The sequence below is a fragment of the Arhodomonas aquaeolei DSM 8974 genome (genome assembly GCF_000374645.1).
GTDB classification, from domain to species: domain Bacteria; phylum Pseudomonadota; class Gammaproteobacteria; order Nitrococcales; family Nitrococcaceae; genus Arhodomonas; species Arhodomonas aquaeolei.
Genome location: NZ_KB894823.1, coordinates 11,767 through 28,483, shown reverse-complemented (window position 1 = coordinate 28,483; position 16,717 = coordinate 11,767). Strand labels below are relative to the sequence as shown.

Genomic DNA, 16,717 nt, shown 5'->3' with positions numbered 1-16,717 from the left:
ACCGCTCAACCGTACAGCCAGCCCTTCAGCAGCCGGGTGACCCGCGGCATCACCACGTAGGTGAGCAGCACCACCTGCACGGCCACCACGATGAACAGCGCCACCGGACCCGGCAGCCCGGCGGTCACCGGTGAGAGCGCCCACTTGACGAGGCTGAGCATCAGGTAGACGACGACGGTGAGGGTCAGCGCCATCTTGTGGGGCGAGGGCTGTGCCGCGGCCGGCACCTCCGGCAGGTCGAACCAGAACTCCAGGCCCGTGACCCGCTTGATTGCCGCCTCGCCCTCGACGATGTCGTCCAGGGCCTCTATCCACTGCCGCCGTTCCGCGGACTGCTCCCAGGCCCGGCAGTGGGCGTAGGTATCGAAACGGTAAATGAGCACGTACTCGTTGTCCGTCTGCGCCGAGGGACGCAGGACGTACGCCCCCAGGTGCCCGGGGAACGCCTCGGCGGCGTGGACGATACCGCTCACCCAGCGCTCGTACTCCGCCTCGCACCCCGGGCGCACCCGGCGGGCGACGCTGACCGTCACGGGCCCCTCGCTGCCCGGGGTGGTCTCGGTCACGGCTGCGGCCATGGGACTCCTCCGTGTCCGCGGCGCCCCGCCGCGGGGGCGCCGTGCGGGGACGGGCTCACGCGCCCTCGGTGTAGACCGTGGTGAAGGCCTCGTTGAGCTCGCCGGTGTGGTAGAAGATGCCACGCCCGAGCTCATCCTCGGTCCAGGTGATCACCGGCATGTCCGGCTGGGCGAGGTAGCCGAGGCCCGCGAAGGTCTCGTTGCGGTTGCCGGAGGGGTCGAAGAAGTAGATCGTCGCCCCACGGGTGATGCCGTGGCGCTGGGGCGTGACGTCGATCTTGACCTTGTTCTTGGCCATGACGTCCGCGGCCTTGAGCACGTCCGACCACTCGTCGAGGAAGAAGGCGCAGTGGTGCAGCCCCTTCACCGGCCCGCCGACGAAGGCGATGTCGTGGGGCGTGCTGGTGCGGGCGAGCCAGGTCGCCGCCTTGATGTCGCCGTCGGGGCCGACCAGGACCTGCTCGGTGAGCTTGAAGTCGAGCACGTCCTGCATGAAGGCGGTGGACTCCTCGACCTTGTTCACGCCGCTCTCCGGGTCGAGCTCGCACATCAGCAGCGCGTGGTCGAGCCAGTGCACGCCCGCGCCCTTGAGGCCGTCCGGCCACGGATCCGGATTGGTGGTGCTCACCGCCTTGCCGACGTAGGTCTTCTCCGCGTAGAGATACATCAGGTGACCGCTCGGCAGGTGGAAACGCAGGCTGCGGCCGCAGTCCGGCAGCGCGCCGGCCGGGCACTCCTCGACCTCGATGCCGTAGGCCTCGATGCGCCGGCGCAGCACGTCGAGGTCGTCATCCGACTCCACCTTGTAGGCGATGTGGTTCATGCCCGCCCGGTCCGAGGGGCTGAGGATGACGGAGTACTTGTCCCACTCGTCCCAGCCGCGCAGGTAGACATTGCCGTCACCGTCCTGATCGGCGCGCAGCAGGCCGAGGACGTTCTCGTAGTGATGCAGGGCCGCGTCCATGTCCAGCACGCGGATGTTGATGTGGCCGATACGCATGACACCCATGGTGTACTCCTCCTCGTGGTTACGATGGGCGCGCGGTGCGCGCCGATTCCGTTCAGACGAACCCGTAGCGCGGCCGGGTCACGGCCTTGTGCAGTTTTCCGACCACCTCCACCGAGAGGTGGCCGCGGGGGTAGCAGCGGCAGGCCAGGACGTAGCCCTGGCGCTCCTCCGTCTCGGAGACGTGGCTGCGACTCATGGCCATCGTGGTCACTTCGCCGGTGACCCGGACCTTGCAGACCCCGCAGCCGCCGCCGTGGCAGCCCGAGGGGATCCCCTTCCGGCCGAGGCGTGCCATGGCCTTGAGCAGCGTCTCCCGGGCCGGGCACTGGTAGACCTCACCGGTATCGGCGATGCGCACGTCGAACACCGGGCACGGCGCTTCGTCGCTCATGGCCTCTCCTCCTCCCTGTCGGCCGCCGTCTCAGATGGACTTGAACAGCGGACTCTTTCTCTGCTGCTGGGCGGCGTCCGCCGCGGTGATGAACTTCTCCATGAAGATGTCGCGCTCGAACAGACGCCCCCGCATGAGGGTGGTGAGGCAGGCGTCGATCATCGGCGGCGGCCCGCACAGGTAGGCCTTGTGGTCGCTGAACCGGCCGCCGAAGTGCTCGTTGGCGACGTCGGTGACGAACCCGGTGGCCCCGTCCCAGTCGTCCTCCGCGTTCGGCTCGGAGAGCGCGGGCACGTAGGTGAAGTTCGCGTGCTCGGCGGCCAGCGCCTCGAAGAAGTCGTGGTAGTAGAGCTCGGCGCGATGGCGCTGGCCGTAGAACAGCGTGATCTCGCGCTCGTCGCCGGACTCCAGCAGATCCAGGATCATGGACTTGGGGCTGGAGAGCCCGGTCCCGCCGGCGAAGAAGATCACCCCGCCGGGCGCCGACCTGCGCACGAAGAAGCGCCCGTAAGGCCCCGAGACGTGGAGCCGGTCGCCCACCTGCAGCCGCTCGTGGATGTAGGTGGTCGCCTCGCCGCCGGGAACGAGGCGGACATTGAGCTCGATCACGCGCCGCTCGGAGGGCGCGTTGGCCAGCGAGAACGCCCGCGGCATCTCGACGTCCGGCAGGTGGAGATTGACGTACTTGCCGGCCTGGAAGTCCATGTCCCGGTCGAGCTCGATGAACACGCCCTTCGCCGTGGGCGAGAGGTCGACGATGTCCACCACCGTGCCCTCGTAGTCCTCCACCGGCTGGACGACCGCGTCCGGGTCCTCCTCGATGTCGGCCTCGATGGTCACGTCCGACAGCGCATGGGCCACGCACGCGAGGGTGTAGCCCTCCTCGCGCTCGAACTCCATGAGCGCGAAGGGCGAGGCGTCGTCGTCCTCGACCTCGCCCTCGAGCACCTGCACCTTGCAGGTGCCGCACAGGCCGTGGCAGCAGGCGTGGGGCAGGTACAGCCCCTGCCGCAGGGCGGCGTCGAGCAGGCTCTGCTCGTCCTCCACCTCGATGGCCTCGCCCACCGGTTCGATGCTCAGCTCGTGCGACATTGGCTCCTCCTCCCGATGGGGTCTCTCAGGTGGCCACGCCGCCGATGCCGTTGAGGCCCGGCGTACGGAAGCGGATCACCGACTTGTGGCCGATGCCCTGGTCGGCGAGCCCCGCGTCCATGTCCGGGACGAAGGGCTCGCCGTCGACGTTCCACTCGACGGCATCCCAGTCGATGTGCGCCCAGTCCGGATGGGTCGCATACGCCCCCGGGAGGACGTCGCGGACCAGATCCCGAAAGGGCATGTCCGGCGGCAGCGGCAGGCACACCGGCGAGCAGAACATCAGGTGCTGGTCCCAGCCGATATACACGAGCTGGTTCCCGTGGAAATTCTCCTGCCGGTCCGCCGGCGTGGCGCGGTAGTCGTACATCGCTTGCACGGGCATTGCTCTCCCCTCCCCTACTCGTTGACCACGGCCTGGACCTCGCGGTCCGCCTCGGTGTCGGCCATGCCCTTCCAGCGCAGCCAGTTGGCGCGGTCGTTGGACTCCAGGTATTCCTTGTTGTCCTGGCCGTCGACCAGGTGGTAGTACTCCAGGACCTCGGGGATGGACGCGCCGCCGCAGTTGCCCTGGTAGATCTGGTGCACCGGCAGCCAGGCCTGCACGTACTTCTCCGGCTCGTCGTCGAAGATGTCCTTACAGCCATCCGAGCAGAAGTGGTACTGCTCGCCGTTGTACTGGGAGCTGCGGTAGCAGATCTGGGTGGGGTCGTCCGGCTCCGTGAAGAGCATTGGGACCTGGCAGGTCTGGCAGAGCATGGGCAGCGTGGGGTTGTACCAGCGCCCCTTCTCCTTCGTGTGTTGCCGCCAAAACTCGAAGCGCGGCCGGTAGTACTTGTCGAAGGTGTCCGGGTACTTCTCCGAGAGCCACTGCATCTCGGACTCTTCCGGGATCCAGGTATGGAACGCGGCCGCATGGCCAAAATTGTGGAATGTCGCCCACAACTGATGGGAAAGGTGCTCCTTCTCCTTGACCGAGACCTCCCAGTACTTGGGCATGCGGATGCCGTAGCGGGAGAGGTCCTCGAACAGCGCACCGCCGTTCTCCTCGAAGTACATCTCCCAGGCCTCCTTCCAGGACATGACCCGCTTGGGCAGCATGTAGTCCATCATCATGGAAACCAACGAGAGCAGGCGGTAGCCGCGCCAGAACCACTTGTCGATCCACTTCTGGACGATGGGCACGTTGCGCTCGTCCTGCTCGAGCATGAACTTGATCACCTCGAGCCCCAGGGTCATGTGCCGGGATTCGTCCGACTGGGCGGAGAAGCCGAAGGTGACCGTGGCCATGTCACCGTTGTAGGCCGCACCGGACATGAACGGCATGAACAGCAGGTTGGTCAGCACGTACTCGAAGGAGAACGAGATCGCGGTGACGAACTCGAACGGCCCCGCCGACATGGCGTCATCGAAGAACGACTTGGGCACGGACAGGTACCACACCCGCTGGTGCATGTGGTTCCAGTCGTGGAAGCCGTTGAAGTACTTGTTGTACTGGCTGATGGTGTGGATCTGGGTCTGGCAGTGGCGCAGCTCGTCGATGGACTGCATCTGGCAGGCCACCTGCGGGCCGACACCGCCGAACTGCCGGCCGGCCATGGCGAAGCCGCGGTGGGCGGCGTACTCCAGCGGCGAGATCCCGGTGAGGAAGAGCTTCAGGGCGTTGACGTAGCGTGCGTCGGTGACGTTGAGCTGGCCGTTGTTCTGCGAGAACGCATCGATGATGGAGTAGAGCTTGCGCTCCTTCTCCGCCTGGTACTTCCAGTAGGCGTCCACGGTCAGGCGGAAGGGGTCCTCCCACTTGTCCCAGTCGTGGATGTGAATACCCTCGAACTCGGTCTGCGGGAAGATGTCCGACTTCTTCTGGTAGGTCGGCTCCCACGCGAGATCCCGGGTGAATTTCTGGTACTTCTCTCGCAGGTTCAGTCGCTTGGCTGCCATTACTCGACTCCTCCTCGTGTTCAGTCGCCGCGATGGAGGACGAACGCGTCGTCGTCCTCATCGATGTTGCCGGACAGCGAAATAAGGTTGATGTGCAGCTCCTGGGGGTCCCAGTCGCGCCCGATCAGGTCCTCGACGGTTTCGCGGCGGACCACGATCCGCCCGGGCGCGTCGATCTTGACCATGGCCGGGGCGTACTCGACCCGGGCCTCGGCGTTGTCCTGCTCGATGGCCTCGATGATGGGTCGCGCCTCCTCGTTGTTCTGAAGCGCGATGAAGACGTTGTTGTTCGCCATTGCTCCTCCTGTTTTTCGGTTGCCCGCCGACGGTGCTTGTCGTGTCGGGCTTGGGGCCCGGGGACAGCGACTTCCGGGACACGCCACAAGTACCTCCCTGTAGGCTCGACTGCGGCCGTCCCTGGCCGCAGACGGTCCCGGAACCCGCTGTCCCCGGACCTATCCACCGTCCTACCGGCGGTGGGTACGTCTCACTCGATATCCAGACCTGCCTTCTTCTTCGCCCGGGTGGCGAGCTCCTCGCGCAGCCCGGCCATGACCTCGTCGGCCCGTTCGCCGAAGACCTCGGTGGCCACCGGCTGCAGGGCCTCCCCGGCGCGGTCGCACCAGTGCCGGGCCCACTGCTCGATCTGCGCCTTGTTGGCATCGGACTCGGCGGCGGCGGTCTTGAGCACCGAGTCCACCCAGCGGCTGGTCTCGCCGTACCACTCGTTCATGAACTCGTTGAGCATGGAGATCGTCGAGCCGGCGTCCTTCTGCAGCTCGCCGTCGATGCGCTCGTAGACCAGCGGGAACGAGAGCCCGTCCAGGGCGAAGTTCTGCGCCACGAACAGCTCGAACCAGTCCCGGGTGACCATCAGGTCCTCGGTGAGCCGGCGCAGCGGCTGCCAGGTCTCCGCCTCGAGCCAGGCCTGTTTGCCCCGGTCCAGGGACTCGCAGGTGTTGCCGTCGAGCATCAGCCCGATGCGGGAGAGGTACTGGGCGATGCCGAGGCGGTCCACGGCATTGAAGCTCGCCGCCTGGGTGATGGCGGTGCCGTAGCCGTAGGCGCAGATGTACATGTTGTTGAGGTTCGCCGCGTACTCCGCGTGACGCAGGGGCACGAACACCGCCTCCGCGCGCTCCCGGGTTCCGGCACCGACCAGATCGAGGAGATTGCGCTTGTCCACGAAGGCGTAGTTGCGCTCGGCGACGTCCTGCTGCTTGGAGCGGGTGATCGTCCAGGTGCCGTAGTAGAACTGCCGCGGATCGCGGAAGGCGTACCAGTCCGCCATGTCGATGGCGGTACGGCCCGTGTCGTAGAGCTCGTGGTCCGGGTCCCAGAGGGGCCGGTAGTGGAAGTTCACCGTGGGCTGGAGGTCGTACATCGCCTCCAGGTAGCGCGAGGCCGGCTTATCCGCGCCCTGGCGCCGGGCCACGTTGGAAAACGTGTGCCGGATGGGTTCGATGGATGCCGTCTTGATCTCGATCGCCATGCTCTCCTCCTGATTCGTTAACCGTTTCGGCTGGCAGCGCTAGAGTCCGCCCTCGCGCCACTTCTGCCGCTCCGCCTCCCAGCGGGCGGCCTGCTCCGGGGAAATCCGCGCCGCATCGTTATGGGTACAGAACTCCTCGAACGCCGCCTCCGGCAGGATCATCTCGATGTAGAGATCCGCGTCGCCGAAGGAGAAGTCGAACTCTACGAACCCGTCGGCGCGCCGGTTGGTTACATGCACGTAGCAGTCGTGGGTCTGCCTCTGTCCCATTGCCTTGTCCGCGTTCGCCGCTGATGATGGGTTCACTCGTGGCAGCAGGCCGGCGGCCCGCTTCCGCCCATCAATAATGCAGGAGCCGTGCCAACTTTTTATGTCATTGATATGCCGCAAATTGCTGCGGGTGCAACACAAAATCTCGATAAAACGAAAAATAACGATATAATGAACCCGCGCCGCGGTGCTTGATGATTTGCTCAACCGCGGCCGACGGCACGGAGGAGAGGCCATGACATCGGGGATCACCTTCGACCGGCTGCCGGAGCTCGCGGCCCAGTTCCATCTGTGCTTCCGCTCCGGGCACATCTACCTGGAGGGCCAGCGCATGGTGCTGCTGCACACCGGCGCGCTGGGGGCCCTGCGCCGGGAGCTGGTGGATACCCTCGGCCTGGACCGCACCCGCGGGGTGCTCACCCGCATGGGCTACGCCTCCGGCAAGCGCGACGCCGAGATGGCCCGGGAGCTCCTCCCCCGGGCCAGCGACGAGGACCTCATGAACCTCGGCCCGCAGCTGCATTCCCTGGAGGGCATCGCCCACGTCACCCCGATCCGTTTCGACATCGACGTCGCCGGCGGGCGCTATTCCGGCGAGTTCCTCTGGGAGGACTCCTTCGAGGCCGCGGTCCACCTAGAGGCCTTCGGCCCCTACCATGACGCGGTCTGCTGGATGCAGCTCGGCTACGCCACCGGCTATACCACGGCGATCATGGGGAAATCGGTGATCTTCCGGGAGGTGGACTGCCGCGGGAAGGGCGACACCAACTGCCGCATCGTCGGCAAACCGGTGGAGGACTGGGGCGAGGAGATCACCGAGGAGCTGCAGTACTTCGAGCCGGAGAACGTCGCCGAGCAGCTGGTCGCCCTGCAGGATCAGGTGGAGCACCTGCGCTACTCCATCGACGAGCAGACCAACCTCGGCGATATGGTGGGGGTATCGCCGGCGTTCCGCGAGACCGGCGAGATCATCCGCAAGGCCGCCGAGAGCGCCGTGACCGTGCTGCTGCTCGGCGAGACCGGTGTAGGCAAGGAGATGTTCGCCCGGGGCCTGCACCAGCTCAGTCGCCGGGCGGCCAACGCCTTCGTCGCGGTCAACTGTGCGGCGATGCCCGAGGAGCTCATCGAGTCGGAGCTCTTCGGCGTGGAGAAGGGGGCGTTCACCGGCGCCCAGCAGTCCCGTCCCGGGCGCTTCGAGCGCGCCGACGGCGGGACGCTGTTCCTCGACGAGGTCGGCGAGCTCTCTCAGGGCGCCCAGGCCAAGCTCCTGCGCGTGCTCCAGGAGGGCGAGTTCGAACGTGTCGGCGACACCCGCACCCGCCACGTGGACGTGCGCCTGGTCGCCGCCACCAACATGGACATGGAGCAGGCCGTGCGCGAGGGGCGCTTCCGCGCCGACCTCTACTACCGGCTCAACATCTACCCCGTGATCATCCCGCCGCTGCGCGAGCGCCGCGAGGACATCCCGCTGCTGGTCGAGCGCTTCCTCGCCAAGTACAACGCCCGCCACGGCAAGCGCATCCAGGGCGTGAGCGAACGGGCCGTCGAGGCGCTGCAGGCCTATGACTGGCCGGGCAACATCCGCGAGCTGGAGAACATGATCGAGCGCGGCGTGATCATCGCCGACAACCAGCGCCGGATCGAGGTCAAGGACCTGTTTCCGCGCATGAACCTCTCCGGCGGCTGCGCCGAGGAGCCGCGCACGGCACCCGTCGTCACCGCCGCGCCCCCCGCCGATGGACCGGCCACGCCGGAAGCGGCCCGGTCACCGGCAAATCTCGACGAACTCGCCGACCTGGTTCTCGACCGCCAGGCCTCGCTGGACGAGCTCGAGCCCCGGCTCATCCAGCATGCTGTCCGCCGCGCCGGCGGGAACCTCAGCCAGGCGGCCCGGTCGCTGGGCATGACCCGCCCGCAACTCGCCTACCGGATGAAGAAACACGACATACCCGGCGAGACCTGATCACCACCGCGCGGCACCGGGCGGACAGACGGACGGAACCGTCCCCTGTCCGCCACCGCTGTGACCACTCCGCCCCGTCGTCGGACACCCCCTGTCGATGCATTGCGCTCCGCCGGAGCCGGTCTATCCTGCACCGAACGGCACCCACCTCTGACACCCGGCACGCCCGAAGGGGCCGAAACCCCCGCCACCAGCGGGCTGGGCACCAGGAGGTCCCCCGGCAACGGCCGGCGGGCTGTAGACAAACCCCGAATCTATGCTATTTATCCTTATAAATAGGTAAATCGTGCCCGCACGGCCGGGCAGGTGGGAGTTGTCAGGCAAGTCATGCAGGATCCCGGGCGCAAACCGACCCGACGCAAGCTCTCCGACCTGATCGTCGAGGACGTCAAGCGCTGGATCGTGGTCGAGGGCCTGCAGCCGGGGGATCGCCTGCCGAAGGAACGGGAGTTCATCGACCTCTACGGCTGTGCCAAGGGCACGGTGCGCGAGGCGCTCAAGGCGCTGGAGGTCGAGGGACTGGTAGTGATGCGCACCGGCCCGACCGGCGGCGCCTATGTCGCCGAGCCCGGCGTCGAGCAGGCCACCCGGGCGCTGCGCAACTACCTGCACTTCCAGAAGCTCGACGGCCGGCAGATCTACCAGCTGCGCAAGGGCGTCGAGGTCGAGGCCGCCGCGGCCGCCGTGGGGCGGCTCACGGATGCGGATTTCCGGGCGCTCGAGGAGAACATCGCGCTGTGCGAGGGCCTCGGCTTCGAACGCGACGGCCAGCGCGAGCTGCGCCTCGCCGAGCTCAGTTTCCACAACCGCATCGCCGATGCCTGCGGCAACCCGCTGCTGCGCTTCATGGTGTACTTCATCAGCGACCTGCTCTCCGATCTCGTCGACCTCAAGCGCACCTACCGCCCCCGGCGCGTGCAGTTCGGCGAGGACAACCGTCACTACCACCGCGAGCTGCTCGACGCCTTCCGCAGGGAGGACGTCGAAGCGGTCCGCAGGATCATGTACGAGCATATGTGCAATTCGGAGCACCACACCGTGGCGCTGGAGGCACAGGTATCCGACAGCTTTCTGCTGGAGTCCGGCGACCATGACCACGACTGAGCCGCACTCCGGCAACGCGCCCACGGCGCAACCCCCGAACGTCCCGGCCCCCGTGAACAGGCACCACGACAACAACCAACGGGACCCCATCGGCACCGCCGATTCCATCGACGCTCAGGAGGTGACTGACCATGCGATCCACTGACACGAAAAGCGCCCGCCGGGCCTGGTACCGACGCCCGCAACGGGGACTGATGGCCGCCGCGGCGGCGGCCCTCCTCGCCCTCCCCGTCGCCGGGACACTGCTCCCCGCGACAGCGGCCCAGGCCGCGGATGACACCCAGGCCGTGCAGAAGGGCGGCACCCTCGACATCATCCTCAACCCGGAACCCCCGATCCTGATCCTCGGGCTCAACCAGCAGGCGCCGACCCAGCTGGTCGGCGGCAAGATCTACGAGGGCCTGCTGCGCTACGACCACGACCTCAACCCCCTGCCCGGCCTGGCCAAGGGCTGGGAGATCTCCGAGGACGGGCTGACCTACACCTTCCACCTGCGCGAGAACGCCACCTGGCACGACGGCGAGCCCTTTACCGCGGATGATGTGGTATTCACGGCCAAGACCTTCACGCCGGAGACGAACCCGCGCTGGCGGCTGATCTTCTCCCACGTGGACACGGTCGAGGCGCCGGACGACCACACCGTCGTGTTCAACCTCAAGGAGCCCTTCCCGGCGTTCATCATCGGTCTCGGCGTGACCAACATGCCGATCATGCCGGCCCACATCTACGAGGGCACGGACTACAACGACAACGAGATGAACGACACGCCCATCGGCACCGGCCCGTTCAAGTTCGTGAAGTGGGAGAAGGGCAGCTACGTCCACCTCACTGCCTACGACGACTACTGGCAGGACGGTCGCCCGTACCTGGACGACATCTACTTCCGCATCATCCCGGACGCCGCCTCGCGGGCGCTGGCGATGGAGACCGGTGACGCCGACATCAGCCAGTTCGGCAACATCGAGCCCTTCGACGTGCCGCGGCTCTCCAAGCTGCCGAACCTCGAGCTGACCACCAAGGGCTACGAGATGTTCGCGCCCATGGCGTGGATCGAGATGAACACCCGCAAGCCGCCGCTCAACGACCGGCGCTTCCGGCAGGCGATCCTGTACGCCCTCGACCGCGGGTTCATCCGTGACAACATCTTCTTCGGTCTCGGACGCGTGGCCACCGGCCCAATCAACTCGGTGACCACCCAGTACACGCCGGACGTCCAGAAGTACCCCCACGACCCGGAGAAGGCCAAGGCGCTGCTCGACGACATGGGCCTCGAGCCCGGCTCGGACGGCGTGCGTGCCAACGTGGAGTTCCTGGTCATGCCCTACGGCGAGGTCTGGACGCGACTGGCCGAGTACATCAAGCAGGCCATGGGCAAGGTGGGCGTGCAGGTCACGCTGCGTAGCACCGACAGCGCGGGCTGGGCACAGCAGCTCTCGAACTGGGACTACCAGATGACCAACGACTACGTCTATCAGTACGGCCACCCGGCCCTGGGCGTCGCCCGTACCTACATCTCGGACAACATCCGCAAGGGCGTGCTGTTCTCCAACACCATGGGCTACTCCAACGAGAAGGTGGACGAGCTCTTCGCCAAGGCGGCGGTGGAGAACGACGACGCCAAGCGCGCGCAGATGTACGCCGAGGTGCAGAAGATCCTCGCGAAGGACGTCCCGGTGGCCTGGCTACTGGAGATGGAGTTCCCGACCCTGCTCAACAAGCGTGTCCACAACGCCGTAACCACCGCGATCGGCACGTCGGACAACTTTGCCGATGTCTGGGTGGAACCGAAGCAGTAGCCATCCGGCAATCCCGGCCCGGGCCCGGGGCGAACGCCCCGGCCCGGACCCTCAACGGGACCTTCGCGAATGGGCAAGATCGTATCCTTCCTAGGGCGGCGGGTGGTGAAGAGCCTCTTCATCTTACTCGCCATCGTGCTGATCAACTTCGCGCTGATCCGCGCCGCCCCCGGGGACCCGGCACTCGTGATCGCCGGCCAGAGCGGCGCATCCGATCCGCAATACATCGAGCAGCTGCGTGAGAAGTTCCATCTCGACGAGCCGCTGCCGCAGCAGCTGTGGACCTACGTCACCGACGTGGCCACCGGCGACCTGGGCTACTCCTACCGCCAGCAGCGCCCTGTCTGGGACCTCATCGCCGAGCGCCTGCCGGCCACCCTGCTGCTCACGGGCATCGCCTACGTCTTCTCCCTCGGGATGGGGCTGTTGCTCGGCACCCTGGCCGCCGTCAAAGTCGGCCGATGGTCTGACACGGCCATAACCACCATCGCCCTGCTCGCCTACGCCACGCCGCTGTACTGGATAGGACTGATGATGATCCTGCTGTTCAGCGTCCAGCTCGGGTGGCTGCCGGCCTTCGGCTACCAGAGCGTGGGTGCGGGGCTGACGGGCCTCGACCACTTCGTCGACGTGGCCGCGCACCTGGTGATGCCGGTGCTCACCCTGGGGCTGTTCTACATGGCGGTCTACGCCCGGCTGACGCGCTCATCGATCCTCGAGGTCCGCGACATGGACTTCGTGAAGACCGCGCGTGCCAAGGGCCTGCCGGAGCGCCGCGTGGTGGTGCGCCACGTCCTACGTAATGCCGTGCTCCCGGTGATCACCTTCGCCGGCATCCAGGCGGGCTATCTCATCGGCGGCTCCATCCTCGTGGAGACCGTGTTCGCCTGGCCCGGCGTCGGCCGACTGGCCTTCGACGCGCTGCTGCAGCGCGACTACCAGGTGCTGCTCGGCATCTTTGTGGTCACGTCGATCATGGTGCTGGTGTTCAACATCATCACCGACCTCGTCTACACACTCATCGACCCACGCATCGAGGTGAGCTGATGAGCCGAGAATTCTGGAAGGCCTTCGCGCGCAACCGCGGCGCGATCATTGGCCTGATCATCCTCGCCGGCGTGGTGTTCCTCGCCCTGTTCGCCGACCTCCTCTACCCCACGAGCCCGTGGGACATGGTCACCCGGCCGTTCGCGCCGCCGCTGTCGGCCGGCACGCTGATGGGCTCGGACACCCTCGGCCGGGACATCGCCTCCGGCATCGCCCACGGCGCACGGGTGTCGCTGCTCATCGGCCTGACCTCCACCGCCGCGGCGCTGTTGATCGGGGTCACGCTGGGCGCGCTCGCCGGCTTCTACGGCGGCCGTGTGGACGACGCGATCATGCGCTTCACCGAGCTGTTCCAGACCATCCCGAACTTCGTGCTCGCGGTAATGCTGGTCGCCATCTTCACGCCGTCAATCACCAGCGTGACCGCCTCGATCGCCATCGTGAGCTGGCCACCACTGGCCCGCCTCGCCCGCGGCGAGTTCCTGAGCCTGCGCTCGCGGGAGTTCGTGCAGGCGGCGATCACCACCGGGCAGTCCACGCCCTCGATCATCCTGCGCGAGATCCTGCCCAACAGCATGTCGCCCATCATCGTGGCGGCATCGCTGACCGTGGCCACGGCCATCCTGCTCGAGAGCGCGCTGAGCTTCCTCGGGCTGGGCGACCCCAACATGATGAGCTGGGGCTACATGATCGGCGCCTCGCGCACGGTCATGCGCCAGGCCTGGTGGATGAGCTTCTTCCCCGGCGTGGCGATCCTGATCACGGTGCTCGCCATCAACCTGGTGGGCGAGGGTCTCAACGACGCCCTCAACCCGAAACTCGCACGCAAGGGGAAAGGCTGACATGAGCGAGACCGACAACGTCGTCCTGGACGTGCGGGGGCTGACCATCAGCCTCCCCGAGGGCGCCGAGCGCGCCCATGCGGTGGAGGACGTCAACTTCACCATCGCCGAGAACGAGCTGCTGTGCATCGTCGGCGAGTCCGGCTCCGGCAAGTCCATGACCGCCCACGCCATCATGGGCCTGCTCCCCGCGCCCCACGTGAAGGTCGCCGACGGCGAGGCCATCCTCAACGGCCGGGACGTGTTCACCCGCAGCGAGGCGGAGCAGCGCGCCATGCGCGGCGGCGACGTGGGCATGATCTTCCAGGAGCCCATGACCGCCCTCAACCCGCTGATGCGCGTGGGCGAGCAGATCGACGAGGCGCTGCGCGCCCACGCGGACATGGACGCCGCCCGCCGCCGCGAGCGCGTGCTCGAGCTGCTCGCCGCCGTCGGCCTGCCGGATCCGGAGTCGCTGCGCCGCAGCTACCCCTTCCGGCTCTCCGGCGGCCAGCGCCAGCGCGTGATGATCGCCATGGCCCTGGCCCTGGAGCCGCGGCTGCTGATCGCCGACGAGCCCACCACCGCGCTGGACGTGACCACCCAGAAGCAGATCCTGGAGCTCATCCAGCGCATGCAGCGCGAGCTCGGCATGGCGGTGATGTTCATCACCCACGACTTCGGCGTGGTCGCCGAGATCGCCGACCGGGTGGCCGTGATGCAGGAGGGCCGGTGCGTGGAGATCGGCACCGCCGACGAGGTCCTCAACCGCCCGCAGCATCCCTACACCCGCGAGCTGATCGCCGCCGTGCCCCACTACATCGAGCACCGCGACGCCTTCAACCGCGAGGGCGAGCCGCTGCTCGACGCGCAGAACGTGCGCAAGGTGTTCTCGCTCGGCGGCGGCTTCCTGCGCCGGGGCCGCGAACTGGTGGCGGCGGACGACGTCTCGCTGACCATCCACCCGGGCGAGACCGTGGGTATCGTGGGCGAATCCGGCTCGGGCAAGTCCACCCTGGGGCGCTGCCTGCTCGGCCTGCACCGGGCGGACGGCGGCCAGATCGTGTTCGACGGCACCGACCTCAACCGCCTCGGCCGCCGCGCCTTCCATCCCTTCCGCCAGCGCATCCAGATGGTTTTCCAGGACCCGTACGCCTCGCTCAACCCGCGCTACAAGGTCGGGCGCATCGTCGCCCAGGGGCCGCTCGCCTTCGGCACGCCCCGCAGCGAGGCCTACGCCCGGGCACGGGAGCTGCTGGAGCTCGTGGGCCTGGACGCCTCCGCGGCGGAGCGCTTCCCCCACGAATTCTCCGGCGGGCAGCGCCAGCGCATCTCCATTGCCCGGGCCCTGGCGCTGGACCCCGAGCTGCTGGTAGCCGACGAGCCGGTCTCCGCGCTGGACGTCTCCGTGCAGACCCAGGTGCTCGACCTGCTCGACGACATCCGCCACCGGCTGGGGCTCGCGATGATGTTCATCACCCATGACCTGCGCGTCGCCGCCCAGGTGAGCGACACCATCGCGGTCATGCAGACAGGGCGGATCGTGGAGGTGGGCACGTCCAAGGAGGTGTTCTCCAACCCGCAGCACCCCTACACCCAGGAGCTGCTCGCCGCGATCCCGGGCCAGAACTGGGAGATCCCGGAGGACCTCCGCCACCTGCGCGCGCAGCGGGCCCGGACCCCGCGGGGGGCCGACGCATGAGCACCGCCTACCCCACCGACGGCGAGCGCCTGTGGGCCTCGCTCATGGAGATGGCGCGTATCGGCGCCACCGCCAACGGCGGCAGCTGCCGGCTCGCCCTCACCGACCTGGACCGGGACGGCCGGGCGCTGCTCGCCGGATGGGCCCGTGACGCCGGCTGCACCATGACCACGGACGCCATCGGCAACCTGTGGATCCGCCGGCCGGGTAGCGACGACACGCTGCCCCCGGTGGTCATGGGCAGTCACCTGGACACCCAGCCCAACGGCGGGCGCTTCGACGGCGTGCTCGGCGTGCTTGCCGGCATGGAGGTCCTCCGCGCGCTCGACGACCACGGCATCACCACCCGCCACCCGCTGGAGCTGGTCGTGTGGATGAACGAGGAGGGCGCGCGCTTCTCCCCGCCGATGATGGGCTCCGGCGTGTGGTCCGGCGCGTTCGACGCGGAGGCCGTGCGCGCCACCGTCGGCCAGGACGGCGCCCGCCTCGGCGACGAGCTGGACCGACAGTGCTGGAACGGCGACACTCCGGCGGACCACGAGCAGACGCCCAAGGCGGCCTACTTCGAGCTCCACATCGAGCAGGGTCCCGTGCTGGAGGATACCGGGTGCCCCCTCGGCGTCGTCACCGGCGCCCAGGGCCAGCGCTGGTACGAGCTCACCCTCACCGGGCAGTCCGCCCACGCCGGCCCCACGCCCATGCGCCTGCGCCGGGATGCGCTCGTGGGCGCCGCACGCATCGTCGAGCTCGTCCACCGCATCGGCCTGGAGGGCGGCGAGGACGCCTGCTCCACCGTGGGCATCCTCGACGTCAGCCCCCATTCGCGCAACGTCATCCCCGGCGAGGTGTTCCTCACCGCGGACCTGCGCCACCCGGACGACGCCACCCTGGACGCCCTGGACCGGCGCCTGCGCGACGAGGCCGCGACCGTCGCGCGGGACGCGGGCCTGGAGCTCAATCTCCGGGAGTTCTGGCACTTCCCCGCCACACCCTTCGACCCGGCGCTCGTGGACCGCGTCCGGAACAGCGCCGAAGGTCTGGGCATCCCGGCCATGGACATCGTCTCCGGCGCCGGCCACGACGCCGTCTACGTCGCGAAGGTCTGCCCCACGGCCATGATCTTCGTACCCTGCGAGGGCGGCATCAGCCACAACGAGGCCGAGAACATCACCCCGGACGATGCCGCCCGGGGCGCCGCCGTCCTCTACGAGGCGGTCCGTGAGACGGCGATTTAGGACCGCCGGGCCGATTGCGGGACGATCGCCCCGCCCATGTCTGCCGGGAACCGGGGCCGGTCGTTCACCGAAAGGTGTGCGACATCCCGGACGGTTCGCGCGGGACGTCGCACACGGCTTCCAGCCGTGCACGACCTACCCTCCGGGCCCCTCTCCCTTCACGGGAGAGGGGTTGGGGAGCGGATGCGCCCGCCGACCCACTGCCGCTGGAAGTCGCACCTGGCCCATGGCCATGCACGCCCCGCCCTCCGGGCCCCTCTCCCTTCACGGGAGAGG

The 16,717-nt window shown here is 67.8% G+C and carries 16 protein-coding genes; 7 read left to right on the top strand and 9 right to left on the bottom strand.

Annotated features, from left to right (window positions below):
- Positions 1-5: 5 nt before the first annotated feature.
- The 9 genes from C516_RS0116655 to C516_RS0116615 all read right to left on the bottom strand — a co-directional run bounded on the left by C516_RS0116655 (position 6) and on the right by C516_RS0116615 (position 6,773).
- A complete protein-coding gene (locus C516_RS0116655) occupies positions 6-578 on the bottom strand; it encodes an antibiotic biosynthesis monooxygenase (protein WP_018719556.1) in 573 nt (190 codons plus the stop codon).
- A gap of 55 nt (positions 579-633) precedes the next feature.
- Positions 634-1,587, bottom strand: a complete 954-nt coding sequence (locus tag C516_RS0116650) for a catechol 2,3-dioxygenase (protein WP_018719555.1) — start codon at positions 1,585-1,587, stop codon at positions 634-636.
- Positions 1,588-1,639: 52 nt separating this feature from the next.
- Positions 1,640-1,978: a 2Fe-2S iron-sulfur cluster binding domain-containing protein gene (locus tag C516_RS0116645; RefSeq protein WP_018719554.1), complete on the bottom strand. Its 339-nt coding sequence runs from the start codon at positions 1,976-1,978 to the stop codon at positions 1,640-1,642.
- Positions 1,979-2,008: 30 nt separating this feature from the next.
- Positions 2,009-3,070: an NADH:ubiquinone reductase (Na(+)-transporting) subunit F gene (locus tag C516_RS0116640; RefSeq protein ID WP_018719553.1), complete on the bottom strand. Its 1,062-nt coding sequence runs from the start codon at positions 3,068-3,070 to the stop codon at positions 2,009-2,011.
- A 25-nt stretch (positions 3,071-3,095) separates the two neighbouring features.
- Positions 3,096-3,455 (bottom strand): phenol hydroxylase subunit P4, encoded by a 360-nt coding sequence (locus C516_RS0116635; RefSeq protein WP_026321252.1) that lies wholly within the window; start codon positions 3,453-3,455, stop codon positions 3,096-3,098.
- Between the two features lie 14 nt (positions 3,456-3,469).
- Positions 3,470-5,011, bottom strand: coding sequence for an aromatic/alkene/methane monooxygenase hydroxylase/oxygenase subunit alpha (locus C516_RS19950; RefSeq protein WP_018719551.1), 1,542 nt, complete (start codon positions 5,009-5,011; stop codon positions 3,470-3,472).
- A gap of 20 nt (positions 5,012-5,031) precedes the next feature.
- Entirely contained in the window at positions 5,032-5,307 is a 276-nt protein-coding gene (locus tag C516_RS0116625; RefSeq protein WP_018719550.1) for an MmoB/DmpM family protein, read from the bottom strand.
- Positions 5,308-5,498: 191 nt separating this feature from the next.
- Positions 5,499-6,503 carry an aromatic/alkene monooxygenase hydroxylase subunit beta gene (locus tag C516_RS0116620; protein WP_018719549.1) on the bottom strand — a complete coding sequence of 335 codons (1,005 nt, stop codon included), beginning with the start codon at positions 6,501-6,503 and terminating at the stop codon, positions 5,499-5,501.
- Between the two features lie 39 nt (positions 6,504-6,542).
- The gene (locus tag C516_RS0116615) at positions 6,543-6,773 is read right to left on the bottom strand and encodes a phenol hydroxylase subunit (RefSeq protein WP_018719548.1); all 231 of its coding nucleotides are present in this window, start codon (positions 6,771-6,773) and stop codon (positions 6,543-6,545) included.
- A gap of 235 nt (positions 6,774-7,008) precedes the next feature.
- On the opposite strand from C516_RS0116615, the gene C516_RS0116610 reads away from it, so the two are divergent.
- The 7 genes from C516_RS0116610 (at position 7,009) to C516_RS0116575 (ending at position 16,441) form a co-directional block, all read left to right on the top strand.
- The gene (locus C516_RS0116610) at positions 7,009-8,736 is read left to right on the top strand and encodes a sigma-54-dependent Fis family transcriptional regulator (RefSeq protein WP_018719547.1); all 1,728 of its coding nucleotides are present in this window, start codon (positions 7,009-7,011) and stop codon (positions 8,734-8,736) included.
- Between the two features lie 327 nt (positions 8,737-9,063).
- Positions 9,064-9,840, top strand: coding sequence for a FadR/GntR family transcriptional regulator (locus tag C516_RS0116605; protein WP_018719546.1), 777 nt, complete (start codon positions 9,064-9,066; stop codon positions 9,838-9,840).
- Positions 9,841-9,971: 131 nt separating this feature from the next.
- Positions 9,972-11,636 (top strand): ABC transporter substrate-binding protein, encoded by a 1,665-nt coding sequence (locus tag C516_RS0116595; RefSeq protein WP_051088264.1) that lies wholly within the window; start codon positions 9,972-9,974, stop codon positions 11,634-11,636.
- A gap of 69 nt (positions 11,637-11,705) precedes the next feature.
- Complete coding sequence (locus C516_RS0116590; protein ID WP_018719543.1) at positions 11,706-12,683, top strand: ABC transporter permease; 978 nt, start codon at positions 11,706-11,708, stop codon at positions 12,681-12,683.
- A complete protein-coding gene (locus tag C516_RS0116585) occupies positions 12,683-13,525 on the top strand; it encodes an ABC transporter permease (protein ID WP_018719542.1) in 843 nt (280 codons plus the stop codon). The genes C516_RS0116590 and C516_RS0116585 overlap by 1 nt, the downstream gene beginning before the upstream one ends.
- A 1-nt stretch (position 13,526) precedes the next feature.
- A complete protein-coding gene (locus C516_RS0116580; protein WP_018719541.1) occupies positions 13,527-15,206 on the top strand; it encodes an ABC transporter ATP-binding protein in 1,680 nt (559 codons plus the stop codon).
- The gene (locus tag C516_RS0116575) at positions 15,203-16,441 is read left to right on the top strand and encodes a Zn-dependent hydrolase (protein ID WP_018719540.1); all 1,239 of its coding nucleotides are present in this window, start codon (positions 15,203-15,205) and stop codon (positions 16,439-16,441) included. The genes C516_RS0116580 and C516_RS0116575 overlap by 4 nt, the downstream gene beginning before the upstream one ends.
- The last annotated feature ends 276 nt before the right edge of the window (positions 16,442-16,717 follow it).

What these genes read in the sequence shown, in the direction of transcription:
- C516_RS0116595 (WP_051088264.1), top strand. Translation starts at nt 9,972, where the DNA reads ATGCGATCCACTGACACGAAAAGCGCCCGCCGGGCCTGGTACCGACGC.
- C516_RS0116655 (WP_018719556.1), bottom strand. Translation starts at nt 578, where the DNA reads ATGGCCGCAGCCGTGACCGAGACCACCCCGGGCAGCGAGGGGCCCGTG.
- C516_RS0116650 (WP_018719555.1), bottom strand. Translation starts at nt 1,587, where the DNA reads ATGGGTGTCATGCGTATCGGCCACATCAACATCCGCGTGCTGGACATG.
- C516_RS0116580 (WP_018719541.1), top strand. Translation starts at nt 13,527, where the DNA reads ATGAGCGAGACCGACAACGTCGTCCTGGACGTGCGGGGGCTGACCATC.
- C516_RS0116635 (WP_026321252.1), bottom strand. Translation starts at nt 3,455, where the DNA reads ATGCCCGTGCAAGCGATGTACGACTACCGCGCCACGCCGGCGGACCGG.
- C516_RS0116585 (WP_018719542.1), top strand. Translation starts at nt 12,683, where the DNA reads ATGAGCCGAGAATTCTGGAAGGCCTTCGCGCGCAACCGCGGCGCGATC.
- C516_RS0116615 (WP_018719548.1), bottom strand. Translation starts at nt 6,773, where the DNA reads ATGGGACAGAGGCAGACCCACGACTGCTACGTGCATGTAACCAACCGG.
- C516_RS0116645 (WP_018719554.1), bottom strand. Translation starts at nt 1,978, where the DNA reads ATGAGCGACGAAGCGCCGTGCCCGGTGTTCGACGTGCGCATCGCCGAT.
- C516_RS0116620 (WP_018719549.1), bottom strand. Translation starts at nt 6,503, where the DNA reads ATGGCGATCGAGATCAAGACGGCATCCATCGAACCCATCCGGCACACG.
- C516_RS0116605 (WP_018719546.1), top strand. Translation starts at nt 9,064, where the DNA reads ATGCAGGATCCCGGGCGCAAACCGACCCGACGCAAGCTCTCCGACCTG.
- C516_RS0116625 (WP_018719550.1), bottom strand. Translation starts at nt 5,307, where the DNA reads ATGGCGAACAACAACGTCTTCATCGCGCTTCAGAACAACGAGGAGGCG.
- C516_RS0116610 (WP_018719547.1), top strand. Translation starts at nt 7,009, where the DNA reads ATGACATCGGGGATCACCTTCGACCGGCTGCCGGAGCTCGCGGCCCAG.
- C516_RS19950 (WP_018719551.1), bottom strand. Translation starts at nt 5,011, where the DNA reads ATGGCAGCCAAGCGACTGAACCTGCGAGAGAAGTACCAGAAATTCACC.
- C516_RS0116590 (WP_018719543.1), top strand. Translation starts at nt 11,706, where the DNA reads ATGGGCAAGATCGTATCCTTCCTAGGGCGGCGGGTGGTGAAGAGCCTC.
- C516_RS0116640 (WP_018719553.1), bottom strand. Translation starts at nt 3,070, where the DNA reads ATGTCGCACGAGCTGAGCATCGAACCGGTGGGCGAGGCCATCGAGGTG.
- C516_RS0116575 (WP_018719540.1), top strand. Translation starts at nt 15,203, where the DNA reads ATGAGCACCGCCTACCCCACCGACGGCGAGCGCCTGTGGGCCTCGCTC.